The organism is Lentilactobacillus buchneri, assembly GCF_018314255.1.
Lineage (GTDB): Bacteria > Bacillota > Bacilli > Lactobacillales > Lactobacillaceae > Lentilactobacillus > Lentilactobacillus buchneri.
Window position 1 is genome coordinate 1,643,259 of record NZ_CP073066.1, and the last position, 25,069, is coordinate 1,668,327.

The 25,069-nt window shown below is 43.6% G+C and carries 22 protein-coding genes; 15 read left to right on the forward strand and 7 right to left on the reverse strand.

The annotated features are described in order from the left end of the window. The first annotated feature begins 8 nt into the window (after nt 1-8). The 4 genes from purM (at nt 9) to purD (ending at nt 4,863) form a co-directional block, all read left to right on the forward strand. Nucleotides 9-1,025 carry a phosphoribosylformylglycinamidine cyclo-ligase gene (gene purM, locus KE627_RS07730; protein ID WP_013727205.1) on the forward strand — a complete coding sequence of 339 codons (1,017 nt, stop codon included), beginning with the start codon at nt 9-11 and terminating at the stop codon, nt 1,023-1,025. Then, nucleotides 1,022-1,609 (forward strand): phosphoribosylglycinamide formyltransferase, encoded by a 588-nt coding sequence (gene purN / locus KE627_RS07735; RefSeq protein ID WP_013727206.1) that lies wholly within the window; start codon nt 1,022-1,024, stop codon nt 1,607-1,609. The genes purM and purN overlap by 4 nt, the downstream gene beginning before the upstream one ends. Beyond that, a complete protein-coding gene (gene purH, locus KE627_RS07740) occupies nt 1,609-3,138 on the forward strand; it encodes a bifunctional phosphoribosylaminoimidazolecarboxamide formyltransferase/IMP cyclohydrolase (protein WP_013727207.1) in 1,530 nt (509 codons plus the stop codon). Before purN ends, purH begins: the two co-directional genes overlap by 1 nt. Before the next feature lie 492 nt (nt 3,139-3,630). Beyond that, a complete protein-coding gene (gene purD / locus KE627_RS07745) occupies nt 3,631-4,863 on the forward strand; it encodes a phosphoribosylamine--glycine ligase (protein WP_013727208.1) in 1,233 nt (410 codons plus the stop codon). Between the two features lie 197 nt (nt 4,864-5,060). Here purD and yaaA read toward each other — a convergent pair whose 3' ends face one another. The 6 genes from yaaA to KE627_RS07775 form a co-directional block, all read right to left on the reverse strand. Beyond that, entirely contained in the window at nt 5,061-5,801 is a 741-nt protein-coding gene (gene yaaA / locus KE627_RS07750) for a peroxide stress protein YaaA (RefSeq protein ID WP_056938860.1), read from the reverse strand. 2 nt (nt 5,802-5,803) lie between these two features. Continuing rightward, complete coding sequence (gene pepI / locus KE627_RS07755) at nt 5,804-6,682, reverse strand: proline iminopeptidase (protein WP_013727210.1); 879 nt, start codon at nt 6,680-6,682, stop codon at nt 5,804-5,806. A 277-nt stretch (nt 6,683-6,959) separates the two neighbouring features. Further along, a complete protein-coding gene (locus tag KE627_RS07760) occupies nt 6,960-7,658 on the reverse strand; it encodes an HAD family hydrolase (protein ID WP_056938861.1) in 699 nt (232 codons plus the stop codon). 114 nt (nt 7,659-7,772) lie between these two features. Beyond that, complete coding sequence (locus KE627_RS07765; protein ID WP_056938862.1) at nt 7,773-9,023, reverse strand: MFS transporter; 1,251 nt, start codon at nt 9,021-9,023, stop codon at nt 7,773-7,775. 86 nt (nt 9,024-9,109) lie between these two features. Next, nucleotides 9,110-9,475, reverse strand: coding sequence for a type II toxin-antitoxin system PemK/MazF family toxin (locus KE627_RS07770; RefSeq protein ID WP_056938863.1), 366 nt, complete (start codon nt 9,473-9,475; stop codon nt 9,110-9,112). Further along, the gene (locus tag KE627_RS07775; protein ID WP_013727214.1) at nt 9,450-9,680 is read right to left on the reverse strand and encodes a hypothetical protein; all 231 of its coding nucleotides are present in this window, start codon (nt 9,678-9,680) and stop codon (nt 9,450-9,452) included. Before KE627_RS07775 ends, KE627_RS07770 begins: the two co-directional genes overlap by 26 nt. Nucleotides 9,681-9,944: 264 nt before the next feature. Here KE627_RS07775 and pyrF point away from each other — a divergent pair, with 264 nt between their 5' ends. From pyrF to KE627_RS07800, 5 genes are all read left to right on the forward strand, one after another. Continuing rightward, the gene (gene pyrF, locus KE627_RS07780) at nt 9,945-10,664 is read left to right on the forward strand and encodes an orotidine-5'-phosphate decarboxylase (RefSeq protein WP_013727215.1); all 720 of its coding nucleotides are present in this window, start codon (nt 9,945-9,947) and stop codon (nt 10,662-10,664) included. Continuing rightward, nucleotides 10,654-11,301, forward strand: a complete 648-nt coding sequence (pyrE, locus tag KE627_RS07785) for an orotate phosphoribosyltransferase (RefSeq protein ID WP_013727216.1) — start codon at nt 10,654-10,656, stop codon at nt 11,299-11,301. The genes pyrF and pyrE overlap by 11 nt, the downstream gene beginning before the upstream one ends. Further along, nucleotides 11,291-12,235 (forward strand): dihydroorotate oxidase, encoded by a 945-nt coding sequence (locus KE627_RS07790; protein ID WP_013727217.1) that lies wholly within the window; start codon nt 11,291-11,293, stop codon nt 12,233-12,235. The genes pyrE and KE627_RS07790 overlap by 11 nt, the downstream gene beginning before the upstream one ends. Before the next feature lie 104 nt (nt 12,236-12,339). Then, nucleotides 12,340-14,865, forward strand: coding sequence for an excinuclease ABC subunit UvrA (locus tag KE627_RS07795; protein WP_056938864.1), 2,526 nt, complete (start codon nt 12,340-12,342; stop codon nt 14,863-14,865). 280 nt (nt 14,866-15,145) lie between these two features. Beyond that, the gene (locus KE627_RS07800) at nt 15,146-16,312 is read left to right on the forward strand and encodes an ROK family protein (RefSeq protein WP_056938865.1); all 1,167 of its coding nucleotides are present in this window, start codon (nt 15,146-15,148) and stop codon (nt 16,310-16,312) included. Between the two features lie 105 nt (nt 16,313-16,417). Here KE627_RS07800 and KE627_RS07805 read toward each other — a convergent pair whose 3' ends face one another. Next, the gene (locus tag KE627_RS07805) at nt 16,418-17,221 is read right to left on the reverse strand and encodes a helix-turn-helix domain-containing protein (RefSeq protein WP_013727220.1); all 804 of its coding nucleotides are present in this window, start codon (nt 17,219-17,221) and stop codon (nt 16,418-16,420) included. Nucleotides 17,222-17,347: 126 nt separating this feature from the next. Here KE627_RS07805 and KE627_RS07810 point away from each other — a divergent pair, with 126 nt between their 5' ends. From KE627_RS07810 to xylA, 6 genes are all read left to right on the forward strand, one after another. Next, entirely contained in the window at nt 17,348-17,932 is a 585-nt protein-coding gene (locus KE627_RS07810; protein ID WP_049775760.1) for a DUF1565 domain-containing protein, read from the forward strand. Nucleotides 17,933-18,203: 271 nt separating this feature from the next. Next, complete coding sequence (locus KE627_RS07815) at nt 18,204-19,133, forward strand: IS30-like element ISLpl1 family transposase (RefSeq protein WP_211772853.1); 930 nt, start codon at nt 18,204-18,206, stop codon at nt 19,131-19,133. Between the two features lie 67 nt (nt 19,134-19,200). Then, nucleotides 19,201-20,346 (forward strand): right-handed parallel beta-helix repeat-containing protein, encoded by a 1,146-nt coding sequence (locus KE627_RS07820; protein WP_240034479.1) that lies wholly within the window; start codon nt 19,201-19,203, stop codon nt 20,344-20,346. A gap of 460 nt (nt 20,347-20,806) precedes the next feature. After that, complete coding sequence (locus KE627_RS07825) at nt 20,807-22,108, forward strand: MFS transporter (RefSeq protein WP_013727221.1); 1,302 nt, start codon at nt 20,807-20,809, stop codon at nt 22,106-22,108. Nucleotides 22,109-22,203: 95 nt separating this feature from the next. Next, the gene (locus tag KE627_RS07830; RefSeq protein ID WP_013727222.1) at nt 22,204-23,532 is read left to right on the forward strand and encodes a glycoside hydrolase family 30 protein; all 1,329 of its coding nucleotides are present in this window, start codon (nt 22,204-22,206) and stop codon (nt 23,530-23,532) included. A 144-nt stretch (nt 23,533-23,676) separates the two neighbouring features. After that, on the forward strand, nt 23,677-25,014 hold the full coding sequence (gene xylA, locus KE627_RS07835) for a xylose isomerase (RefSeq protein WP_013727223.1): 1,338 nt from the start codon (nt 23,677-23,679) through the stop codon (nt 25,012-25,014). The last annotated feature ends 55 nt before the right edge of the window (nt 25,015-25,069 follow it).

Below are 25,069 nucleotides of genomic sequence, written 5' to 3' on the forward strand. Positions count from 1 at the left end.
TAATTCGAATGGACGCCTATAAAAAGGCCGGTGTCGATATTAACGCCGGTTACAAGTTAGTCGATGATATTAAGAATTTATCAAACAATAAAGACCTTGGCTCATTCGGTGGGTTGTTTCCCTTGTCGCTGGGTGTCTATCAAAACCCGGTTCTGGTTTCTGGAACGGATGGGGTGGGAACCAAATTGTTGATCGCTATCAAAGCCAATCAACACCAAACCATTGGGATCGACCTGGTTGCGATGTGTGTCAACGATGTGTTGGCCCAAGGCGCAAAGCCGTTGTTCTTCTTGGATTATCTCGGAGTTGGTCACCTGGATAACGAAAAAGCCAAAGCAATTTTAGCCGGCGTGGTCGAAGGGGTTTCTCAGGCTCAGGCAAAATTGGTTGGTGGCGAAACTGCCGAAATGCCCGATATGTATACTCATGGGCATTATGATTTAGCTGGATTTGCTGTTGGTATTGCTGATTCCGATAAGCTCTTAAGCCCTGACAATTTGCGTGAAGGGGATGTCTTGTTGGGACTTGCCTCCAATGGTCTTCATTCCAACGGTTTCAGTTTGGTTAGAGACATCTTGTTCAAACAGAATGCCTATTCATTAAATGATCAGCTGTCCGGCTGTGAGCATGATTTGAAGCGTGAACTGTTGCGCCCAACCAAGATCTATGTAAAATCAGTGTTACCGGTGATCGAGCAGGGCAAAATCGCATCAATCGCTCATATCACAGGTGGCGGGTTACCAGAAAATGTTGCCAGGATTTTACCGGATAACCTTTCGGCAGAATTTGAGTATGGCAGTTGGCAGGTGCCGGCGATCATGACAGACTTGCAAGAAATTGGTCATTTATCATTTGATGATCTCTTGCACACCTTCAACTTGGGACTTGGCATGGTAATTGCCGTTCATCCAGCTGATGCCGATGCCGTTGAATCACAATTAAAAGCAGCTGGCGAAACCGTTTCACGGGTTGGTAAGCTCATTTCTGGCGACAAACAAGTAATCATTCGAAAGGATCAGCAATGAAATCTGACGTAAAAAACATAGCGATATTTGCATCCGGTGAGGGAACCAATTTCACAGCATTGACGGAATCTTTCAAAAAAGAACACTTACCGCTCAATGTGAGGTTGTTGGTTTGTGATCATTCCAACGTTCACGTCCTCGACCGGGCACATAAGGAATCCGTTCCAACATTTGTGATTAACTTCAAAGATTATCCCAATAAAGCTGCCGCTGAAACGGTGATTGCCCAGAAGCTTGAGGAAGCCCAAATCGACTTCATCATTTTGGCCGGTTATATGCGGATCATCGGCCCCACCTTGTTAGCCAAGTATGAAGGCAAAATTATTAATATTCATCCGGCCCTGCTGCCGAAGTTCCCTGGCCGCCATGGGATTGAAGATGCCTATCAAGCTGGTGTCGATACGACCGGTGTCACGGTTCACTGGGTGGATTCCGGGATTGATTCCGGAAAAATCATTGCTCAACGCGAGGTGCCAGTCCACAAGGATGACCAGTTGAGTGACCTTGAACAGCGGATTCATGCGACGGAACACGTGTTATATCCAAGCGTTGTCAAACAATTATTAGAAAGAGGAGAAATTTAATGTCGAAAAGAGCCCTTTTAAGTGTTTCTGATAAAAGTAATTTGGTTGATTTTGCTAAACAGTTAAAGGATTTGGATTTTGAAATCGTTTCGACCGGCGGCACCAAAAAAGCCTTGGAAGACGCTGGCGTTGAAGTGACCGGCGTTGAAGAAGTCACCGGTTTTCCAGAAATGCTCGATGGACGGGTTAAAACCCTTCATCCAAAGATTCATGCCGGAATTCTTGCCAAGCGTGACGATCCCGACCATATGAAACAATTAAAAGATGCCGGCATTACACCCATTGACTTGGTTGCCGTTAATCTGTATCCATTCAAACAGACGATTGAAAAACCTGAGACCACTCAAGTAGAAGCAATCGAACAAATCGATATCGGTGGACCATCAATGCTGCGGGCAGCCGCAAAGAACTTTGCCGGCGTGCTGACAGTCGTTGACCCAGCTGACTATCAACCAGTGATTGATGCTCTGAAGGCACACACTGATGACGCCGATTTCAGAAAACATTTGGCAGCTAAAGTGTTCAGACACACTGCCGCATATGACGCCCTCATTTCGAATTATTTGACGGAAGAAGAATTTCCAGAAAAACTGACTTTAACTTACGAAAAGCAACAGTCATTGCGTTATGGAGAAAACAGTCACCAAAAGGCAGCCTTCTACCGCAAGGCGTTACCGTCAAAACTGTCGATTATTCCCAACCAGCTTCATGGTAAAGAGTTATCATACAACAACATCAAAGATGCTAACGCTGCATTGAATATGGTGGCTGAATTTGATCAACCAACGGTTATTGCGATGAAGCACATGAATCCATGTGGGGTTGGTGTGGCTGATACCATCGAAAAGGCTTGGGATGAAGCTTATGAATCAGATCCGATGTCGATCTTTGGTGGAATTATTGCTGTCAACCGAGAAATTGATGCTGCGACGGCCGAAAAGATGCACAAAATTTTCTTGGAAATTGTGATTGCGCCATCATACACTGATGAAGCATTTGAAATTTTAGCTAAAAAGAAGAATATTCGTCTGCTGAAAGCTGATTTGAGTCACCGAAACGAACCTGATCGCTTCGAAGAAATCACGGTGAGTGGGGGGATGTTAATTCAAGAAAGCGACCATGAAATTGATCAGATTCCTGACTTCAAAGTGGTTACCAAAGTCCAACCAACTGAACAGCAATTGAAGGCTTTGCAATTTGGCCAACACGTGGTTAAGCACGTTAAGAGTAACGCGGTGGTTGTAACAACCGATACCAAGACTTTGGGTGTCGGCATGGGTCAGCCTAACCGGATTGACTCAGCTAAGATTGCTATCCAAAAGGCAATGCCGAAGGACGGTTACGAAAATGCCATTATGGCATCGGACGCCTTCTTCCCAATGGATGACTGTGTGGAATACGCAGCCAAGCATGATATCAAGGCCATTATCCAACCCGGTGGCAGTATCAAGGATAAGGATTCAATTGCAATGGCTGATAAGTTTGGAATTGCCATGGTGATGACCGGGGTAAGACATTTTAGACATTAGAAGCAGAGCGCGACAAGGGCTGGTTGACCCGGTTTCCAAGGGTACTTTGATTGAAGTCCCTGGGTTTGGGACTGTAATCAAAGTACCCTTGGAAGTTAGGGTCAGGCCCGTCGGAGCGTATTTTAGAAGCAGAGCGCGACGAGCCCCGGGTGTCCCCGGTGTGTAAGGCGGAAATTTAAATGATGAACGGGTTTCGTTCATCGTTTGAATTTTTGGCTTACACGTTAGGGGGCAGGGGCATTGGAGCGCATTTCGAGCAGAGTGCGGATCGGGGCGGTTAACAACCGGAGCCTAAGTTGGCTTTGGGGGAAATTGGTTTTGATTTCGCCCAAAGCCGGCTTAGGTGCAGGTTGTTGCCCCGAGGAGCACGTTTCGGCTTGGCTGCCTAACCGTTTCCAACAAGTAAAACCACAAATCAAATAAGCACAACAAGGCTGTCCATCAGCCTTCATACATAAACCAACCATCAACAATCAAAAAGGAGATCAAATCATGACAAATGTTCTGGTTATCGGATCCGGTGCACGTGAACACGCAATTGCAGCAACAATGTTAAAAAGTCCCCAGGTTACCAATGTCTATTGTGCTCCCGGTAATCCTGGAATGAAGAAGGATAACATTCAAATTGTGGATATCGATGAAATGGACTTTCCCAACTTGGTGGAGTTTGCCAAAGAGCATCTGGTTGATTTGACGTTCGTTGGGCCGGAAGTGCCGTTGTCCAAAGGGATTGTTGATGCCTTTATCGCCGCTCGTTTGCGGGTATTCGGCCCAGATGAGTCTGCCGCCCGCCTCGAAAGTGACAAGACGTTTGCGAAAGGATTCATGGCCCGAAACAACATTCCAACTGCCCAGTTCAAAACATTTACGACCTTTGATGATGCCGAAAAGTACGCTGAGAGTTTGTCATTGCCACTGGTAGTGAAGGAAAATGGTCTGGCCGCCGGTAAAGGAGTCACAATTGTGAAAGACTCAGCCGACCTGGCAGCAACCATCCAACACGCACTTGATAAAGCCGGTGAAATTTTAATTGAAGAATTTCTGGAAGGTGAAGAATTTTCACTGATGCTGTTTGTTGGCGGTGACAAGAAGGTAATCTTTCCAATTTCACAAGATCACAAAAAGATTTATGAAGGTGAAACGGGTCCGAATACTGGTGGAATGGGTGCTTATTCACCGGTTCCACACATCACCCAAGATGTTTTGGATGCCACAGTTCAAAAGATTGTTAACCCAACGATGGCTGGACTGGCGAAAGAGGATTTAGAGTTCGCCGGGATTATTTACATCGGCTGCATGCTGACCAAACAGGGGCCAAAAGTGATCGAATACAACTTGCGGCTGGGTGATCCGGAGACCCAAGTTCTATTACCCCAGTTGAAGAGTGATTTTTACCAAATGACCTCTGATTTGATCGACCATCAAATGCCAAAAGTTGAGTGGCAGGAGGGTGAGTTCTATCTTGGCGTCGTGGTTTCTGCTCCAGGATACCCAACTTCGCCCAAGCAACATATTGCGCTGCCCGATGATTTACCACGGAATATTTTTTATGCCGGGGTAACAGAGGAAGATGGGAAACTTTACAGTTCAGGCGGGCGAATCTTTACGTTATACAATCATGCTTCGACTCTGGAATGTGCCCAGGCAAAAGTATACGCTGAGTTAAGCCGGCTTGATTTGTCAGGATTCTATTACCGAAAAGATATTGGCTTTCGAGATTTATAAAACTATTTGAACAACACAAAACGGGTATCCAGAGTTTGGATACCCGTTTTTGATTTTTATAATTTGAGTGTGGCTGGCCAATCTTACTAGCTTTGTCACAGTCAGTGAGCGGACTTATCAAAGTGATTTCAAGCAATAATGATGGCAAAAAAGACACCGAAGCCACTGGGAGTCGGTGCCTCAATCTGGATCAATGATTATTTGCGCAGAAAAACCAAATTGTCCGCTGTTGAGTCAGTTTCACTAAACCGATAGTTGGGTGAATCGAAATCTTTCAGGTCAGAAATTTGTTCAACCTGATGTTCGGCCATGAACCGGACCATTTCACCACGCGCCATTTTCGCAAAGGTTGCCCTGGTTTTAATGTTGCCGTCAACCAAGTGACCAAAGGTGATATTGATGAAACGATCGGTTGGTTTTAAGAATTGGGTGACGGTCTTGGCGTATTCTTGGGAGGCTAAATTGATAATTGGTTGATCGTCTGCCAAAGACTGGTAAATGCGATCTCCCCAGTATTGGTACATATTTTTGGCAGGACTGATCGTTAACTTTGAATCCATATCAAAACGATAGGGAGCCACGCCGTCAAAGGGTTTCAGAATGCCATAAAATCCCGAGAGAATGCGTAAATGTTCTTGCAGATAAGTCAGCGCCGCTGCACTCAAGAGGTCTGGCGCCATGTACTGGTATTGAATGCCGGAGAAACTTAGAATGGCTGGGGTTAATCGATGATGCAGGTCAATAGTCTGTAATTGCTGGTAACTAGCTTGGGTCAGCTTGTCACTCGCATGCCACAACTTTTTGAGCTGGTCGTAACTCAGCTGACGCAATGCATCTAAAATTTCAGTCGTCTGTTTCAAATACACCGGCATTCCCTGCACATCAAAATCATCTTGATTGACGACCATTTTCTTGGCTGGTGAAATAATGACTTTCATCGCTAATCATTCTCATTAAGCCAGCTGTCAAGAACGTTGATGAATTCATCATGCTGATCCAGCAAAGCAAGGTGGCGGCTGTTGGCAAATAGATGCCACTTGGCACCAGGAATATGATCATAAACCGTCTTGGCGATTAACGGGGTGCAGAGGTCGTCTGTGCCGTTGGTAACCAATACTGGGACATGAATATTCTTTAAGTCATCAGTGACGTCAAAATCGCTGATGGTGCCGTTCTCGGTAAACTCATTGGGGCCTTCGGCGATCAAACTGGCTTTTTTACCGTTGGTTGGCCGGCGGAGTGGTTCAGGCGAATTTTCGTCTGGATCATCCCAGCAGTACATTTCCATGTAACGGTCATTGGCTGCGGCATATTTGGGGCCAGAGAAGTTTCCAGTCCGCTCTGCCTCAGCGATTGCCTGGCGATCTTCGTAGCTGAGATATTTCAAGAGCCGGTGCTGTTCTTGAATCCATAACTTGATAGAAGATGGGGAGCCATCGATCATGACGCTTTTAACACCTTCTTGGCTATAATGAGTCAAATAAAGCATTTCCAGCATGCCACCCCATGATTGGCCCAGCATATGTACTTCATCCAAATGAAGATATTTTCTCAGGGCAATTAATTCTTCTGCCCAAGTCTCTTTAACGTAGAGGGATTCGTCGTCTGGAATCGACGATTTGCCGCAGCCAATTTGGTCATACATGATCAGTTGGCGGCCAGTCTCGGCATAATCATCGAGTAATTCGAAATAGTTATGTGATGAACCCGGGCCACCGTGAATCAGCAGCAGTGGGGCTTTTCCAGGTGTTTTCTCGCCAACGATCCGGTAATATGTTTTGTAGCCTTTAAATGGCATGTAACCTTCTTCAATTTTCATTCGATTATCCAGTCCTTTCCAGTAAAAATCTTTGATTGGCATCCATTATACGCCAGTTGGCAGTCGATTATTAGAGGATTTATCATAATTAAGACAGTGTGGAAAAATAAACGCTTAGTTGCCAGAATATCAGGGCGTGATTCAAATATCCAGATTTTGGATGTTTGAATCACGCCCTGATATGGCCGGAAACTGTTTATTTTTCCACTATTTGGCTGGGTAACATAAAAGCCGGGGCAAAGCATTCACTTTTGTCCCGGCCCCTTTGTAAGTCGATTTAATCATTGATTAATTTATCTCGTAATTGATCCACTGAAGTATAAACCTCACCGGGATTAATTTTCTCCAGCTCTTTGTGTTTGGCATTAATTGACCAAGCAGCCGAGTAGCATTTAATCCCAGCTTGCTTGCAGGCGACGACGTCGGTTGGAGCATCACCTATGTATGCCATATCGTCTTTGGTGGCGTTAAATTGTTTGATCATGTCACTAAATTGTTCTGCTTTGATCGAGCCGTCAGGAGATCCTGATAAGACAGGGGAGAATGCATCCGCCAATCCAAGTGAGTCCAGACTGACTTGGAGGCTTTGCTCACCCTTGCCGGTAATCATTGGCGTGATCACATCGCGGTCGTGGAGTTCCTTAATGAGCTTTTCAATTCCCTCAAACGGATGCCGTAATTGCAAATGCGCCCGCCGGTAGTTTTCGTGAAAGCTTTCCAAGACCTCATCGGAATAATCAGGGATCAACTCCTTTAACATCCCAACTTCGTTTGCTCCAAAGGTGGCGAGGATGACCTGGTTGCTGATCCATTTGCCAGTATAATCGTGAACGGTTCTTCTAAACGAATCAAAGATTACCGGGAAAGTCTCGGCAACCGTTCCATCCATATCAAACGCAATAATTTTTTCCATTACTATTTTTGACCTACCTTTCGAAGTGCATGACCAGGATTCCCTGCCGGATGTGCACTTCATGACAGGGTTCCTAAATGAGCCTATACAACTATTATCTGCTACTAGGCACAATTATTCAAATGAATAAAAAAATCGCCGGCTTGATGTCGACGATTTTTGAAAATTTTCATTGAATTATGCCCGTTTTAAACTCATCTTTTTCAATCCTGGTAATGTAATCATTGTGATGAAACTGATGACGTAGAGGATTGAGAGAAAGCCCATGACAACCGTCAATGAGTAGTTGTCCATTAAAATGCCAATGACAACTGATGAGAAGCCCCCCACGGCACGGCCGATGTTGACGATCACATTGTTGGCTGTCGAACGAATTTCAGTTGGGTAGAGGCGGCTGATAACTGCACCGTACCCACCAAACATGCCGTTTGAGAAGAAGCCGACGATGGCACCGATAATGAGGAGCGAAATGGTATTGTGGGCCAGGGTAATTGTGAAGACCATGGCAGCCGAAGCAATCAAGAAGATGCCAAATGCTCGACGTGGGCCAAAGTAATCAAGGATTGAGCCGAAGGTAATCATTCCCAAGCTCATGCCGATGATAGTGGAAATCATCCACAGTGATGAACCGGAAACGTTTAAGCCAAGTTGTTTTTGCACGATGATTGGCAGCCAGTTCATCAAGCCGAAGTAACCGGCGATTTGAACGGTGGTCATAATCATTAAGGCAAAACTTTGATAGGCTAATTTGGGTGAACTGAACATGTACTTGAAGACGGCGCTGGTCGTGGATTCTTTCTTCTTGGCTTCAACCTTCTTGGCTGCGACAAACTCTTCAGTCTCGGTCAAGTGACGACGGACAAAATAAGTTAAGACGACCGGAACGATTCCAACCAGGAACAATGCGTGCCATCCCAGATGTGGGATGACGATTGCGGCGGTGATCGCTGCCAGGATGGCACCGATTTGGCCGCCAATTGCGGCAACCGATGTCATCTTGCCGATTTGATTCTTGTGGAAGGATTCGGCAATCATTGAGATCCCGACGCCATATTCACCACCGGCACCGATTCCTGCCAAGAACCTTAATATGTAAATCAATGTGATGTTATTGGCGAAGGCCATCATTGCGGTCGCAAATGCGAAGATGAAGATTGTGTAGGTGAAAGTCTTAACCCGGCCAAAGCGGTCACCGATCAGACCAAACATGATCCCGCCAAATAACATTCCCAAGTTGGTAATTGAGCCAATCAATCCAGCAGCGCCACCGCTAAGATGAAGTTGGCCAATCATTGAACTCATTGCAAAAGATAAAAATAGCACATCCATATTTTCCAGCGCGAATCCAGAACTGGTAGAAGCAATAACCCATTTCTGATTCTTCGTAAAAGTATGGCTGTGCGTAAGTGCTGCGTTTGTATTTTCCATGTTCGTTCCTCCAAATGAATGCTCGCTGACATTCTTTATTTTTGCTGTTCACATTATTACATGGATGTTTTGGAAATGCAAGTTGGTCAATTAAGGATATCTGTGATTGTTTGCTTAGCTCGGACAAAAGATGGTGTATCAAGTACGCTCACAAATTCTGCATGATGACTTTGAAAGTCATAAGTAAAAAATTGAAGTGGATTCACAAAACCATCAATTTTGTCATTATTAACTCTGATTAAAAAGCCACTTTCTCGTAAGGAGTTATTCATTGCATGGGTTATGGGAGCAACCACCACCAAGTGAGTCATTCGACTGTACCCTTGATTGCTTAAAACTAGAGCAGGGCGTCGCTTTCTGATTTCATGACCGACGGATGGATTGAAATCAATGTAGATGATGTCTTGTTGATTTGGGACGTATGGGCTAATCTTTGGGGATTTCTCTGCCAACTAATTTACCCCCAAATTCTTCTGGTTGTTTTAAATCGTGTGATTCTATGAACGCCTCATTGTGGAATGGATTATCATGCTTTGGGACATAAACAATTACCCCATCTCTACCCTGAAAAACATCAAACTCGTGTGCGATTGGCTTGATACTATTTGGTACAGTTAAGGTATTCGAGTTGCCAACTTTGCGAATTTTAACTGACATGGATATCACTTCCTTCTTTCGTATACACGAAGTATACACATAATGCATCTGATGTTCAGCAAATATGATCACTAAGTTTCACTTGAACAACCTGGTCCATCGTGATAAAGTTATAAACAAATAAAAGAGCTTTAATTTGGTTCAGAGAGGCCAAAAGCGGACGACAATTAATCTAAGAGTCCGTGATTTTGTGGGATTTAGTACAGGGATGTACTGAATACACAGTCTCGGGCTCTTTTTCTGTCATTAACCAGGAGGGTAATTATGCGAGGACCACTTATTGTATCACTTGATGTTTGGAATCGAGAAGGCTTGTTCAAGATCATTGACCAGTTTCCAACCGACGAAGGGATGACCGTCAAGATCGGCATGGAGCTGTTTTACGGCGAAGGGCCCACAATTGTCAAAGAACTGCTGAACAAGGGCTTCAAAATCTTCCTCGACCTCAAGCTTCAAGATATTCCCAATACCGTTAAGATGGGGATGATGCAAATTGGTCGGATGGGCGTCACTTATACGACGGTTCACGCATTGGGCGGCTCGGAAATGATAGCGGCTGCCAAAGAGGGCCTTGAGCTTGGCAGTGAAGAAGCTGGGGTGCCGACTCCCAAGTTATTGGCAGTGACCGAGCTGACCTCAATTACTGAAGATGCTTTGGAAAATGAGCAGAACTGTAAATTAGACATGGTTGATCAAGTTGTCTCCCTGGCCAAATTGGCCAAGCGATCGGGTGCCGATGGCGTTATCACTTCCCCGTTGGAAGTCAGTTCACTGAAAGAACAGGTTGGCAATGACTTCCTATATGTGACCCCAGGAATTCGTCCGGCGAACTTCCCTAAGGATGACCAATCAAGAACCGCAACGCCTAAACAGGCCGCAGAATACGGCAGCTCAGCTTTAGTTGTCGGCCGGCCAATCATTCGAGCTGAAGATCCGGTTGCTGCTTATCACAAAATGTTGGAGGAATGGAATTATGCAAACTAATCAAATTATTCAATCACTGATTGACCACCAAATTGTCAGTATCAATCTTGAAAAACCCTTCAGATACGCCAGCGGAATCTTATCACCAATTTACACCGACTTTAGACTAACCATTTCGATTCCTTCCCTTCGAGATATGATTGCCGACGGTTTGGCAGAAAATATCAAAGAGAATTATCCTGATGCCACCGTCATCGGCGGGGTTGCGACTGCCGGGATTCCCCATGCTGCTTGGGTAGCCGAAAGATTGAACCTGCCGCTGATTTATGTTCGGGCCAAGCCCAAGGATCACGGTGCCGGTAAGCAAATTGAAGGTCGAATTACCAAGGACGACAAAGTGGTTTTGATTGATGATTTGATCTCCACCGGCGGCAGTGTTTTGGGTGCTGTTAAAGCGGTTCGCAACGAAGGCGTCAACGTGATTGGGGTTGCTTCAGTCTTCACTTACGGGTTGCCGGACGCCGACAAGAATATTGCCGACGCTGACACCAAATTGGTTCCGTTACTGAGTTACGCTGATTTAATTGCCCAAGGCCACAAAGAAAATAAATTCTCAGATGAAGAGTATTCACGCTTATCAACTTGGCACAAAGCCCCTTGGGACTGGACAAAACGGGAGGAAGCAAATGCAAAATAATATCTCACTCGCCGCTCACATTGGCGACTATCAATTCGATAATTTATTGTTAAACGCAGCTGGCGTTCGCTGCTCAACCACAGACGAGCTGAATAAGACCCTGGATTCAATGGCAGGTGGCTGTGTCACTAAGAGTGCCACACCAGAAGAACGGGCCGGTAACGAAAGTCCCCGCATGAAGGCATTACCGCTTGGCAGTATCAACTCGATGGGTCTGCCCAATCACGGGATCGATTATTATTTGAAATTTGCTGAAGAAAATCAAGGCAAGAACGGTAAACAAGTGATCTTATCGATTGCCGGCTTGTCAATTGACCAAAATATTGAGATGCTCAAAAAAGTCCAAGAAAGTTCATTCTCTGGATTGACTGAATTGAATCTTTCCTGCCCAAACGTTAAAGGTAAGTCACAAGTTGGTTACGACTTCGATGCCGTTCGGGACGTCTTAACTTCAACCTTCAAGTTCTTCAAGAAGCCACTTGGCTTGAAGCTGCCACCATACTTTGACTTTAACCAGTTTAATGGGATTGCTGAAGTTTTGAATGATTTCCCAATTACTTATATCAACGTTATCAACTCAATCGGTAATGGGTTAGTCGTTGATCCGGAAACCGAATCAGTGGTGATCAAACCTAAGGGTGGCTTTGGCGGCCTCGGTGGCGATTACGTCAAGCCAACTGCATTGGCCAACGTGCGGGCCCTTCGTCAACGCTTGAACCCGGAAATTTCGATCATCGGGACTGGTGGGATCAAGTCAGGCATGGATGTTTTCGAACACGTCCTCTGTGGCGCTAATTTGGTGCAAATTGGTACCGCATTTGGTTACGAAGGCACACCGATTTTTGAACGAATTTCAAAAGAACTCAAAGATATCATGGACAAAAAGGGTTACAAGACGCTCGATGATTTCAGAGGAAAACTCAAAACAATTTAAGTATGATTCAAGGTCAAGCCAGCAATGGTTTGACCTTTTTATATTCACTAAAGCCAATGGTGCGGTAAAATTGAAACAACACCATTTTTGAAAGGAGTCATCCTATGCCAGCAAGTAAGCTTCCCGATCATATTGAAGTGATTGGTGGAAAAGTGAATAATTTGAAGAACATTAACGTCAATATTCCGTTACATAAATTCGTGGCAGTCTCCGGGTTGTCCGGTTCAGGTAAGTCATCCTTAGCCATGGGCATTCTGTATTCAGAAGGTGCCCGCCGCTATTTGGATTCTCTGGCCACCTACACCCGGCGACGGATTAGCCAAGTTGGCCGGGCCAATGTTGACTCGGTTAAGCATATTCCATCTGCCTTGGCATTGCGGCAGCGACCAACTGTTCCCGGTGCCCGCTCGACCGTTGGCACAATGACCGAAATTTTCAACGTGCTGCGGTTGATGTATTCCCGGTTGGGTTCGCCAAAATGTCCCAACGGCCACCAAGTCCCGCCAACCATTAAGATTGCGGAAGCCATGGACGTCATGGGCGACCAAATGGGTGTGATTACCTGTCCAACCTGTGGCGTCAAGTTCCACGCGTTTGGTGCCGAAGACTTTGCCTTTAATTCCGACGGTGCCTGCCCAGAGTGTGAAGGATTGGGGATCACCAAACAGCTTGATCCGGACAGATTGATTGGCGATGAAACCAAAACCATCCGTGAGGGGGCAGTTGCCGCTTGGCGGACACCAGGCAGAAACTTCATGCCGATTGTTGCCCAGGCGGCAGGTGTCAGAATTGATGTACCCTATAACCAATTAATGGACAAAGAAAAAGATATGGTCCTGCATGGTCAACAGAAACATTACACCATCGATATTCCCAGCAAGAACGGCCGGGTCTTTCATATGGACAACGCCTTGTACGAAAATGCCTACAACGCCATTGAGGACAGCATGAAAACGACGAAGAGTGAGATTGCCTTGAAACGGCTAAATCGTTTTTACCGTTTCTTCACCTGCCCAATGTGTCACGGAACCCGGATGAATCCCAATCGTCTGGGACAGCTGATTGACGGCATGAACATTGCCGAAGCCAGCCATATGCCACTTGGGAAGCTGCCGGCCTTTGTTGACCGAATCAAACAATGGTTGCCGGACAATATGCAGAAATTGGCCCAAAACTTGACGACTGAATTGCTCAATCAAACGCAACCATTGCTCGACCTGGGGTTGGATTATTTAACCATGGATCGGGCTGGCGCATCTCTTTCGACCGGTGAGCTTCAACGAATCCAACTCGGCCGGACGTTGCGAACTCAGACTACCGGGGTTCTGTATGTCTTGGATGAGCCCTCGGTCGGCCTGCACCCCGACAATGTTGCCGGTCTCATCAAGATTTTTCACCAACTGGTTGACCAGGGAAATTCGTTGGTGGTCGTTGACCATGAAACGGCGATTATTAACGCGGCGGATTACATCATTGAAATTGGCCCGGGGTCGGGGGTCAATGGCGGCCAAGTGATTGATCAAGGAACCCCGGCTCAAATTCGCCAGAGTCAGCATTCATTAATTGGACCGTTTTTGACTGGGAAAGCGCAGTTGGTGACCCGAAAGATTGCCAATGACGATGTTTTTGCCAAAGGGGCTGTGATGCTGACAATCAACCAGCGGTTTAATTTAAACGATGTTACCGCAGAATTTCCGGTTAACCGGTTGATTGCGGTCACCGGATTCTCAGGTGCCGGTAAGACGACGCTCGTTTTGGATGGTTTACTTGATGCCTTCACCGCCAAGTTTCACAACCATTCATTACCGAGTTATATTAGCAAGTTTGAACCCGGCAAAATGAAGCATATCGTCAGTGTGGACGCGACTCCGGTCGGGAAAAACGCCCGGTCAACCCTGGCAACCTACACCAACATTATGGACAATCTGCGCAAGAAGTTTGCCCAGCTGCCTGATGCCAAGAAGCATCACTATACCCCAAGTTATTTTTCCTACAATAATAAGCAGGGGGCTTGCCCCGCTTGTGGGGGAACTGGTGAAATATCGCTGGATATTCAATATCTGCCTGACATGGTTGAAACCTGTCCAACCTGCAAAGGTCGCCGGTTTAACCAGGATATTTTGAATATCAAATGGAATGGCAAATCAATTGCCGACGTCCTTGACTACGACGTTGATCACGCGATTGATTTGTTTAAAGACGATGAATCCATTTTGAAGACCTTGGAAGTTCTCCAGCAGATGGGCCTGGGTTATCTTCACTTGGGGGAGGCCACCCCGAGTCTATCCGGTGGTGAAGCCCAGCGATTGAAGCTGACTTCTCATATGAAGAGCCGCCAAAATGATACGTTATTTATCTTCGACGAACCCACAGTCGGGCTGCACCCACTGGATGTGCATGTGTTGTTAAAAGTCTTTTCACAGTTGATTGACCAGGGGGCCACCGTTTTGATGATTACCCATGATCTTGACCTAATGGCCAATGCCGATTATCTGATTGACATGGGACCCCGTGGTGGTGATCAGGGTGGTCGGATTGTCGCCAAGGGTCGGCCGGCGGATTTGGTTAAGGATCCGCGGAGCTTGACGACAAAATATTTGGCGGAACATTTTCAAAAATTTCAAAAGTAGGTAAACTCCCGCCTACTAATCAATCTTGCGGATTGGTTCTGAGTTGATTGAAATTGTATGTAAGCCTTCACAAAATGCTATTGACACCGTTAGATGAAAATTGTAAATTGATTTAGATAGTTGGTTTTTTAGAACAACTTTGATGCTACAACCAAAATATCGTATTTAATCTGAAGGTGTCATCATCGTAATCACTGCCTTCGTGAAAATATAGCGGTATCTCGTGGCTCAGTTAGGTTGATTGTTGAATTTAGTGATAAAAAATGGAGGGAATAATTTAATGACTAATGCAACGGGGAGGGAGCAGCTTCATAAGCGAAACTTGAATCTAGTTCTGCAACAAATTTTTAACAATGGTATTATTTCGCGAATTGATATTTCACACACGTTAAATTTAAATAAATCAACGGTATCTGCTTTGTATAATGAACTAGACGAAAAGGGTCTGCTGCAGGAAGTCGGTTCAGGGCAATCAACCAATGTTGGTGGTAGGAAACCGGTCTTAGTCAAGATTAATGAGCAATATGGATATACGATCAGTTTTGATCTTGGTTTCCGTCACCTTCATGTGATGGGCAATTATCTTAGTGGTGAGGTCTTTTACTATCAAAGAATTGAGCTTGGCAGTAGAGATATTCAAAAAATTCTGGGAATGATTGATCATCAGATCAAAGTTTCAATGCAAAACGATCAGACCAAGCGTGGACTACTCGGAATTGGTTTTTCCATTCATGGAATTGTTCAAGATAACCAGGTGATCAATTCGCCTTTTATTGATATGGAGGGTGTGGATCTGGTCGAATTGTACTCCACAAAGTATCGAGTACCCGTCCTTCTTGAAAATGAGGCAAATCTTTCAGGTGTTTATGAGCGCGATTTCAATGACGGCAAGGATAAGAATAATATTATTGCCATTAGTATTCATAAGGGGATTGGCGCAGGCATTATTTTGAACAGGCAGTTATACAGAGGCGTTAATGGCGAAGCGGGAGAAATCGGCCGCTCGTTGATGTTTACCGAAAATTTTACTGGCAGTAAAAATGATAAGGTCGAAGACTTTTGCTCAGAAGATGCAATTATTGAGCAAGTAGAAGTTCAGACTCATCAGGAAAATTTAACACGTGAGGATATCGTACAGAGAAATCGTGCTGGTGATAAAGTTGTTCAAAGTGAACTTAAACATTTTACTTATGCAATTTCGCGGGTTATTTATAATGTTGCAATTAGTTTTGCCCCCCAAGAACTCTACTTGAACTCACCATTGATTGAAGATATTCCAACGTTGTTTGACGATATCGTTGATAATGCTCAGAAGCTTGGGATGAAGATACCCATTCGGCTAATCCCCCATTCAGGCTATGCAACGCTTTTGGGGTGTTGCTCACTGTTGACACATCGGGTTTTGGACATGGATGAGTATGATTTGACATTTACAAGTCAGAAATAACAATATATTATGGCCAGTGATTTTCTTGAGCAAGTAGTAGGTCAGTATATTTAAAAAGTTGACCAATATTGAAAGAATACTCTTCCAAAAAGGTCAACTTTTGATTTATCCAGAGATGTAATTCTCTTGGATCGCCTTATCATATTTAGTCACTTTGGATGACTTGCGATACTGTGCTGGTGTATTCCCGGTGACGTCTTTGAAATTACGGTTAAAGGTCCTTAGATTTTCATAGCCCACGTTAAAGGCAATGTCGGTAACTGGTAATGAAGTGTTCTTTAGTAGTTCACGTGCTTTGGAAATACGAAAACTGTTGAGGTATTTAGTATACGAAAGGTTGATTGTTTTCTGAAAGAGTTTGGATAAGTATACATAGTCATAGCCGATTGAGTCAGCAATTTGCTTGAGTGTGCATGATTCTGTGTAATGGTCATTAATGTAGTTAATAATTTGGTAGATTGTCGTCAATTGAGAAGAAGTCTTTTTTAGCGTTAGCTGGGTCTGTTCCACCACCTTATTGCAAAGCCCGTATAAAAAGCTCTTGATCCCAAAAATATTGTCCAAATGCTCAAATTCTGGCGGAACATTATCGAAAATGACTGGGTTGTCTGCAATATGATCCTTATATTGTTCACTGAATGCGCTAACAATTTCTGGCGAAAACAAAATAATTGTTGCTGTGGTATTTGGTGACATGTCGAAGCCGTGGAGCTGATCGGGAAAAACAATGATAAATTGATGGGGATTAACGTGATAGATGCGGTTGTCGACTTGCTCTTGAACTTGGCCTTTACGAACATATAAGATTTCGAAGGCACGGTGAAGATGAATGGGGTAGTTTAAGTCGGATATGTCAAAGTGTTTAAAGATTGGTGAGGATTCAAGTCCAAAATGTTGAAATAAAACCAAAAGATCGCCTTCTTTGCTATGACAGTTATTGTTTCATTTATAGCAGATAATCAGGTTTTTTGCAATTTTACAATGAAGGTAGGCATCCCGTTTGCAGTTGATACTGGACGAGAGAAGGAGTTGCAGATGACAATATTTCATGTTGCTAAAAATGGGTCTGATCAAAACGATGGGCAAAAAAGTTCACCGTTACTAACGATTAATCATGCCGCCCAATTGGCAGGCCCAGGAGATTCAGTTATCGTCCATGAAGGGACTTATCGTGAACGGGTGAATCCTGCTCGAGGGGGTCGACTTGGTGAGATGGTGGCATATCAGGCGGCTACAGGTGATCATGTTACAATCAAGGGATCAGAAGTTGTTGATCACATTGATAAAATGGAAAACGGTATCTGGAGAATGGTAATTGATAACCATGTATTTGGAAACTTCAACCCGTTTGCCTTTTCTTTAAAAGGTGATTGGCTGGAACAAAGTAATGGGCGTCACGCTGGGGCAGTCTACGTCAACGGGAAAGCGTTATTTGAGGCGGCGGATTATAATGAGCTGGTGATGGGGACTGGGCCCACAAAAACGCGAGAATATATTACGCAAAAGCTTGTACACAGGACTACCACCAGGGAAGAAGAGGATAAGTGGTATGCAAAAGTCAATGACAATCAGACGATTATTTATCTGATTTCCATGGGCTTAACGTTGACGACCAACTAGTTGAAATCAGCGTTCGAAGATATTGCTTTTATCCTGACCGGCCTGGCCGAAATTATATTAAAGTAACCGGGTTTGAGATGGCACAGGGTGCCACTAATTGGGCGCCACCGACTGCGGAGCAGGAAGGCCTAATTGGTGTGAACTGGTCAAAAGGTTGGATTATTAAAGACAAGGTAGATTGTAAAATTAATCCGAACGCTGTTCGGACAAAAAAGATCAGCTTCCTTTAAAATGGTGTTTACCACAAACCCATCTTTTAGGAGCTGATCTTTTGTCTAGTATAACCTATTCCGAACGAATTAAAATCGAAACCTTTTGTGAACTAGGGCTGTCCAATATCCAAATGGGCGTTCGGCTGAACCGATCACCGTCAACAATTTCTTATGAATTATCTCGATGTCAACCTTATCAGGCTGAATTAGCACAAACAGATGCCGAATACAAGCGATCACGATGTGGTCGGAAAACTAAGCTGAGCGATGAGTTAAAGCAAAAAATTCTCAACCATTTACGTCTAAGCTGGTCACCAGGAATGATTGCTCACGAATTTAAACTAGCTACTAAATCTATTTATAATTGGCTAAATCAGGGGAGAATTGATTTCTCCTTGAATGATCTACCTGAACATGGCGTACGCCAACGGCGTAACGTTGACCAACGATCCAAATATAATCAATCTTTGGGGCGATCAATTGAACAGCGTCCCATGATGATTAATCAACGTAATCGCATCGGCGATTTTGAACTAGATACAGTCATTGGTCCTCGTGGGCATAGTAAGGCAGTTTTATTAACTTTAATCGATCGCAAATCACGGTTCCTTTGGGCATACCGGTTAAAAGATCGGACGACAGCGACTGTTAATGAAGCACTAACTAAGTTCCTAACCACTTTTAATGGTCCGGTGCACAGCTTTACTGTGGACCGTGGCACTGAGTTTAGTGGGCTAGTATCACTTGAATCACAATATGGTATTAAGACCTATTACTGCCATGCTTATACTCCAGCTGAACGTGGTAGTAATGAACGCTTTAATCGGAATTTACGTTATTTTTATCCTAAAGGGACTCGTTTTGAGCACATTAGTGCTCAAGATTTAACGACGACGTTACTCCAAATTAACCAGCGACCGCTTAAAATACTCGACTGGCAAACACCGTATCAGGTTATGCTGACAAATTTGTCCAAAAATTCGGATTAAATTTGCAATCTACCACAACGATATTCATGATTCTAAGTGTTGTGGAATTAGTCTTGGATCTTACCCGTTGTCGAAAGGACAACAGAACCAATTTGCAAGGTACCATGATCGACCAGGATATCAGTATCAAATTGAAACGATGTTTAAAGCATATGATAACAACTGGGATCAAGATCATATTGGTTCCCATTTAATTTGTAATAATCAAATTCATGATTGTGGACAGGCTGGGATTATTGGTTTTCTGGGCGGTATTTTCTCAACGATTTCTAACAATCATATTTATAACATTGGTACACGATATGAATTTGGTGGTTGGGAAATTGCCGGAATCAAGCTGCATGCACCAATTGATGTTAGAGTTGAGCACAACTTGATAGATCACTGCACATTGGGAACATGGTTGGATTGGCAGGCTCAAGGGACGCGGCTGTCTCGGAATATATACTTTGATAACCTACGTGATTTATTGCTGGAAGTCAATCATGGCCCATTTTTGGTAGATGATAATGTGTTGCTCTCTGAAGTGGCTATTAATGAATATTCGCAAGGTGGTGCATATGTTAACAATCTCATTGCGGGTGAGGTCGCAATTCAGTCGGTCCTCAACCGGACGACTCCTTACCATCAGCCACATACTACTATAATAAAGGGTTATGCCTGTGTTTATGGCGGAGATGATCGTTATTTTAACAATTTGTTCGTCGCCGAGACTGACGTTTCAGAAGACGACAATCACATTGGAACTGCAGAGTACGATGGTAGTCCAACATCAATGAAGGAATATATTGCGGCGGTTGAGCAAAGACTACCGGGTGATGTTGAGTTGTTTGAAACCATCCGACAACCAGTCTATATCAACGACAATGCGTATCTTGGCGATGCTGATGCATTTTCAGAAGAACAGAACAATATCCGATTACGTAATTGGGATGCAAAGTTGAAGCTAACCAGCGTAGACTCGCATATCGTGTTACAACTCAACGTTCCCGAGGAATTGTTCAACACTTGTGTTCCAGTTCAGAAAACGCGTTCGCTCGGGAAAGTGCGGCTGGCTGATGCAGTTTTTGATAACCCAGATGGGTCCGCTTTAACTATTAATAATGGCATTGATAAAAAGACCGGATTAAGTCAGCGAATTATCGGTCCTTTTTCTCAGCTACATCAAGGAGTCAATCAAATCGTATTATTTGACGATTTGGAGCCTGATTGATAATAGATATACAAGATAAGTGAAAGTAAGTGGGATGTGTGAACTGAAACCCACTTACTTTTTTGTTTATCGATAGTATTCCAAACTAATTGTGGCGATTTTGCGCAAACTAAAATCCAGTTTTAAATATTAGATGACAAATAATGTCCAATAAATGTCAAATACAAGCATATCGGTAAGTTTGTTTAAAAGATAAACTAACCATGTACTTAATTAAGGATCAACTTTTCTGAAAGCGTTTCAAGTAACTGATAATGAATGCGCTTTTTAAGGTGATAGCGTTCTGGCCTAATTGCATATGTGATGATTCGTGTACCAAAGATAAGTGGCGGTGACGACCGTTAGTGATTGTTGCAATCAGCAAATTTTTTTGATGATAATTGTAAGCGGCTTCAATTATTTGTTTTAAGACGACAAACGATTATTGAAGATATTCTAATGAACGGAAAAGGTGAATAAAATGGCACAAAATGAAAATGTTCCAGAATGGCATGGCACTGTTTTAGATAGTGAACAACCTAAGAAACCAATTAAAATTGGGATTGCCACTGGGATTGGCGCACTGCTGTGGTTAGGACCCTATTTGGGTGTTAATGGGGTTTTGCTTCCAGCAAAAGTTCAGCAGATTATTCCTAATGAAAAAGCTCAGGTAGTTGCTTTACTTGCTTCTGCTGCCATGATCGCAGCAACGTTAGCGAATATTATTATTGGCGGATTCTCGGATATTACGCGATCAAAGTTTGGTCGCAGAACACCGTGGATAATTGCTGGATCAGTTGGAAGTTTATTAACACTGCTGTGGTTCAATATGGTAACGACAGTGCCAATGATGGTGGTTGCTTGGTGCTCGTATCAAGTTTGTTTGAATGCGATTGTTGCGCCATTGCTTGCTTTTTTACAAGACCAAGTGGCCCCTAAGAACCGCGGAACGATTTCTTCCATTTATGCTTTTGGATATGTGATTGGACAATATGGTGGTCAAGTTGTTGGGGCTCAATTTCTGAGCCACGTTGGTACTGGTATTGTTGTGATGGCTTTTCTAACATTACTTTCAGGACCAATTGCTGCAATTATCGTTCGTGAGCCTTCAAGCTTGGGAATGCCTAAGAAGCATTTTACAGCAGGAATGGTTGTTCAAAACTTTATTTTCCCATTACATCAGGCAAAAGATTTTTACTTAGCTCTATTTGGAAAATTGTTGATTAACACTGCAACTACAGCAATTATGGGTTACCAATTGTACATTTTGAGTGATTACATTCAGTTAAATACGGGTGGCCAACAGAAGTACATTTCCATCATCAACATGATGCTGATGGTAACTGCGATTATCATGTCAATTACTGCTGGACCTGTATCCGATTGGATGAAGAGCCGAAAGATCCCGGTATTTATTGCCGCATTCTTGGTTGCTGTTGGGGTGGCCTTCCCGATGTTAAGTAATAATCCTTGGACTATGGTGGTTTATGGATTGCTTGCCGGATTAGGAATGGGAATTTTCTTCGCGGTCGACCAGGCACTTAACCTAGAAGTATTACCAAACCCACAAACAGCTGCTAAGGATTTAGGAATCCTGAACTTGGCCAATACTGGTTCACAAATTATTGGACCGATTGTGGCTGCTGCAATTGTCACAGCTTCACACGGTAGCTATTTTGGAATCTTCCCGGTATGTGCAGGTCTTGCCCTCGTTGGTGGTATTATGATTCTCTTCGTTAATGAACATCGTGATGTTAAGGTTCAAGAAGAGAATGCCAAATAAGGACAGTTTTAACAATCCTTGGCCCTTAGTCCTTATGAACCAAGGATTACTCTAATTAATGTAAGGACAAATATACGATAGAGGTGAAAACGTTCATGACTGCTACACAAATCGAAAGTACTCAAGATTCAAAACTGGTTGAGAGTCAGTTGAGCACCACGAGTGAGAAGCTCCATAATAATCTCGAAGTTGGCACCGAGAAACGTCAAGAAATTTGGGGCTTTGGTCAAACATTTAACGAGTTGGGCTGGCAAGCACTACAAAGCCTATCTGAAGAAAAGCGTAACGAGATTTTGGACGATTTGTTCAAACCCGGAGAGGGTGAAAATTATCGAATTTGCCGGATCCCCGTTGGTGCCAGTGACTATGCTTTGAATTGGTATTCATTAGATGAAACACCAGGCGATTATGAGTTAAAAGATTTCTCCATCGAGCGTGATAAGAAATACTTAATTCCATATATCAAAGCTGCCCAAAAACGGAATCCAGACATCGTCTTTTCCGCTTCACCATGGAGCCCGCCTACATGGATGAAGACAAAACCCGTGTACAATTATGGAATCTTGAAACATGATAAGAAGACTCAACAAGCATATGCAAATTACTTTGTAAAGTTCATTCAGGCATATGAGACTGAAGGAATTCACATTAGCCAACTGTTCCCACAAAATGAGCCTCAACGAGATCAGAAATTTCCTTCATGCTACTGGACTGGTGAGGAGTTACGTGACTTCATCAAGAATTACCTTGGGCCAACTTTTGAAAAAGCAGGGTTGAATACCGACATCTGGTTAGGAACTATCAACTCGCCGCTCGAAGATACTGAAATGACCAAGGATGAAACCACCGACTATCCAGTCATTACTGAAACGGTTCTTTCAGAGCCCGATGCTTATCGGTATATTAAAGGGGTTACCTATCAATGGGCAGGCAAGTCTGTTCTTCAACGGACTGTACAAGCATTCCCGGAATTGAACTATTTCCAGTCAGAATCTGAATGTGGCAATGGTAACAATACTTGGACTTATGGGGAATACGTCTTTAACTTATTCCGTCACTATATCAGTAATGGTGTGAACGCATATATGTACTGGAATTCTGTCTTACAAGATGGTGAAAGCACTTGGGGTTGGTTACAGAACAGCATGATTTCGGTTGATTCAAAGACTGGTCAGACGACCTATAACCCTGAATATTACGTTATGAAGCATTACGCACATTACGTTCGACCAGGTGCTCACTTGCTTTCGTATGGCGGCCACGCTGCTGGGGAAGCAACTGCTTATGAGAATACCGATGGTAGTGTCATTGTGGTGATGTCTAATAGTATGAACCATGATCGAGACATCTCGATTGATGTTAAGGGCAAAACATACGAGGCTCACTTAAAAGAACATTCATTCAACACATTCGTTTTCTCTTAACGAGGCGCGGGCTGAAAAAACGGCTGGATAGATTTAAATATTTTAAAAGAGCTTGAAAAAGTATTTGCGACATGATAAATTTAAAATGTAAGTTGGTTTATATAACCAACTAACTAACTAACAAAACCTGGAGGCTTGCTTATTATGAGTTATTGGAATGTCGATAAAATTAAGTATGTTGGTACCGGAGAGAAAAAGTCAGGATTAGGATTTCAATATTATAATCCGGATGAAGTCGTTGGTGGTAAGAAAATGCGTGATTGGTTACGCTTTGCGGTCGCTTATTGGCACACATTTGACCAACGGTTAGTCGATCCGTTTGGTGATGGAACGGCTATTCGCCCATATGACAAGTACACTGACCCAATGGATCAAGCGTTGGCTAAAGTGGATGCCGCATTTGAATTTTATGATAAATTAGGCGTTGACTTTCTTTGTTTCCACGATCGGGATTTAGCTCCCGAAGGCGATACGCTTCGCGAAACCAATAGAAACCTGGACAAGGTTGTTGACAAAATCGTTGAAAACCAAAAAACTTCTGGAATGAAAGTGCTTTGGAACACATCCAACTTATTTACCAATCCCCGTTTTGTTGAGGGTGCCGGTACTTCACCATATGCTGACATTTTTGCTTACTCAGCAGCGCAATTAAAGCACAGTTTGGAAATTGGTAAGCGTGTCGGATCGGAAAACTACGTATTCTGGGGCGGCCGTGAAGGTTATGAATCACTTTGGAACACTGATATGAAACGTGAACAAGAACATGCTGCCAAATTATTCCATATGGCTAAAGACTACGCCAACGAAATTGGTTTTGATGCACAAATGCTGCTTGAACCAAAGCCAAAGGAACCAACCACTCATCAATATGATTTTGATGCTGCCACTACGATTGCCTTTATGAAAGAATATGGCCTTGATAAAGACTTCAAGCTTAATTTGGAAGGTAACCACGCGAACTTGGCCGGCCATACCTATCAACACGAAATCCGAGTTGCTCGAGAAGCCGGTTTGTTGGGCTCATTGGATGCCAACCAAGGTGATAAGCTGATTGGCTGGGATATTGACGAATACCCTTCAAACTTATACGAGACGACTGCGGCAATGACTGAAGTTGTTGAAAATGGTAGTATTGGACCTCGCGGCGGATTGAACTTTGATGCCAAGCCACGACGTTCTTCATTTGAACCAAATGACTTGTTCTATGGCCACATTGTCGGAATGGATAGCTTTGCAGCCGGCTTGAGAGTTGCTGTTGCAATGAAAAACGACGGCGTCCTTGATGACATCGTTAAAAACCGCTATAGTTCATTTGACTCAGGAATTGGTGCAGATATTGAATCTGGAAAAGCAAGTATGGCAGATCTTGAAAATTATTCACTGGATAAAACTCAAAAAGATCTTCGCGATGCAACTCATTCAGATCATCTTGAAGAGATTAAAGATACAATTAACCATTACATCATTCAGACTTTAAAGTAACATCCTGATCAAATACAATAATTAATGGGAATGGGATTAATTTTTCATTCTCATT

Excerpts from the sequence above, each read along its gene's own strand:
- purM (WP_013727205.1), top strand. The coding sequence starts at position 9 with ATGGACGCCTATAAAAAGGCCGGTGTCGATATTAACGCCGGTTACAAG.
- KE627_RS07830 (WP_013727222.1), top strand. The coding sequence starts at position 22,204 with ATGACTGCTACACAAATCGAAAGTACTCAAGATTCAAAACTGGTTGAG.
- pyrE (WP_013727216.1), top strand. The coding sequence starts at position 10,654 with ATGCAAACTAATCAAATTATTCAATCACTGATTGACCACCAAATTGTC.
- purN (WP_013727206.1), top strand. The coding sequence starts at position 1,022 with ATGAAATCTGACGTAAAAAACATAGCGATATTTGCATCCGGTGAGGGA.
- xylA (WP_013727223.1), top strand. The coding sequence starts at position 23,677 with ATGAGTTATTGGAATGTCGATAAAATTAAGTATGTTGGTACCGGAGAG.
- KE627_RS07765 (WP_056938862.1), bottom strand. The coding sequence starts at position 9,023 with ATGGAAAATACAAACGCAGCACTTACGCACAGCCATACTTTTACGAAG.
- KE627_RS07795 (WP_056938864.1), top strand. The coding sequence starts at position 12,340 with ATGCCAGCAAGTAAGCTTCCCGATCATATTGAAGTGATTGGTGGAAAA.
- KE627_RS07775 (WP_013727214.1), bottom strand. The coding sequence starts at position 9,680 with ATGTCAGTTAAAATTCGCAAAGTTGGCAACTCGAATACCTTAACTGTA.
- yaaA (WP_056938860.1), bottom strand. The coding sequence starts at position 5,801 with ATGAAAGTCATTATTTCACCAGCCAAGAAAATGGTCGTCAATCAAGAT.
- KE627_RS07760 (WP_056938861.1), bottom strand. The coding sequence starts at position 7,658 with ATGAAGTGCACATCCGGCAGGGAATCCTGGTCATGCACTTCGAAAGGT.
- purD (WP_013727208.1), top strand. The coding sequence starts at position 3,631 with ATGACAAATGTTCTGGTTATCGGATCCGGTGCACGTGAACACGCAATT.
- pyrF (WP_013727215.1), top strand. The coding sequence starts at position 9,945 with ATGCGAGGACCACTTATTGTATCACTTGATGTTTGGAATCGAGAAGGC.
- purH (WP_013727207.1), top strand. The coding sequence starts at position 1,609 with ATGTCGAAAAGAGCCCTTTTAAGTGTTTCTGATAAAAGTAATTTGGTT.
- KE627_RS07790 (WP_013727217.1), top strand. The coding sequence starts at position 11,291 with ATGCAAAATAATATCTCACTCGCCGCTCACATTGGCGACTATCAATTC.
- KE627_RS07800 (WP_056938865.1), top strand. The coding sequence starts at position 15,146 with ATGACTAATGCAACGGGGAGGGAGCAGCTTCATAAGCGAAACTTGAAT.
- pepI (WP_013727210.1), bottom strand. The coding sequence starts at position 6,682 with ATGAAAATTGAAGAAGGTTACATGCCATTTAAAGGCTACAAAACATAT.
- KE627_RS07810 (WP_049775760.1), top strand. The coding sequence starts at position 17,348 with ATGACAATATTTCATGTTGCTAAAAATGGGTCTGATCAAAACGATGGG.
- KE627_RS07825 (WP_013727221.1), top strand. The coding sequence starts at position 20,807 with ATGGCACAAAATGAAAATGTTCCAGAATGGCATGGCACTGTTTTAGAT.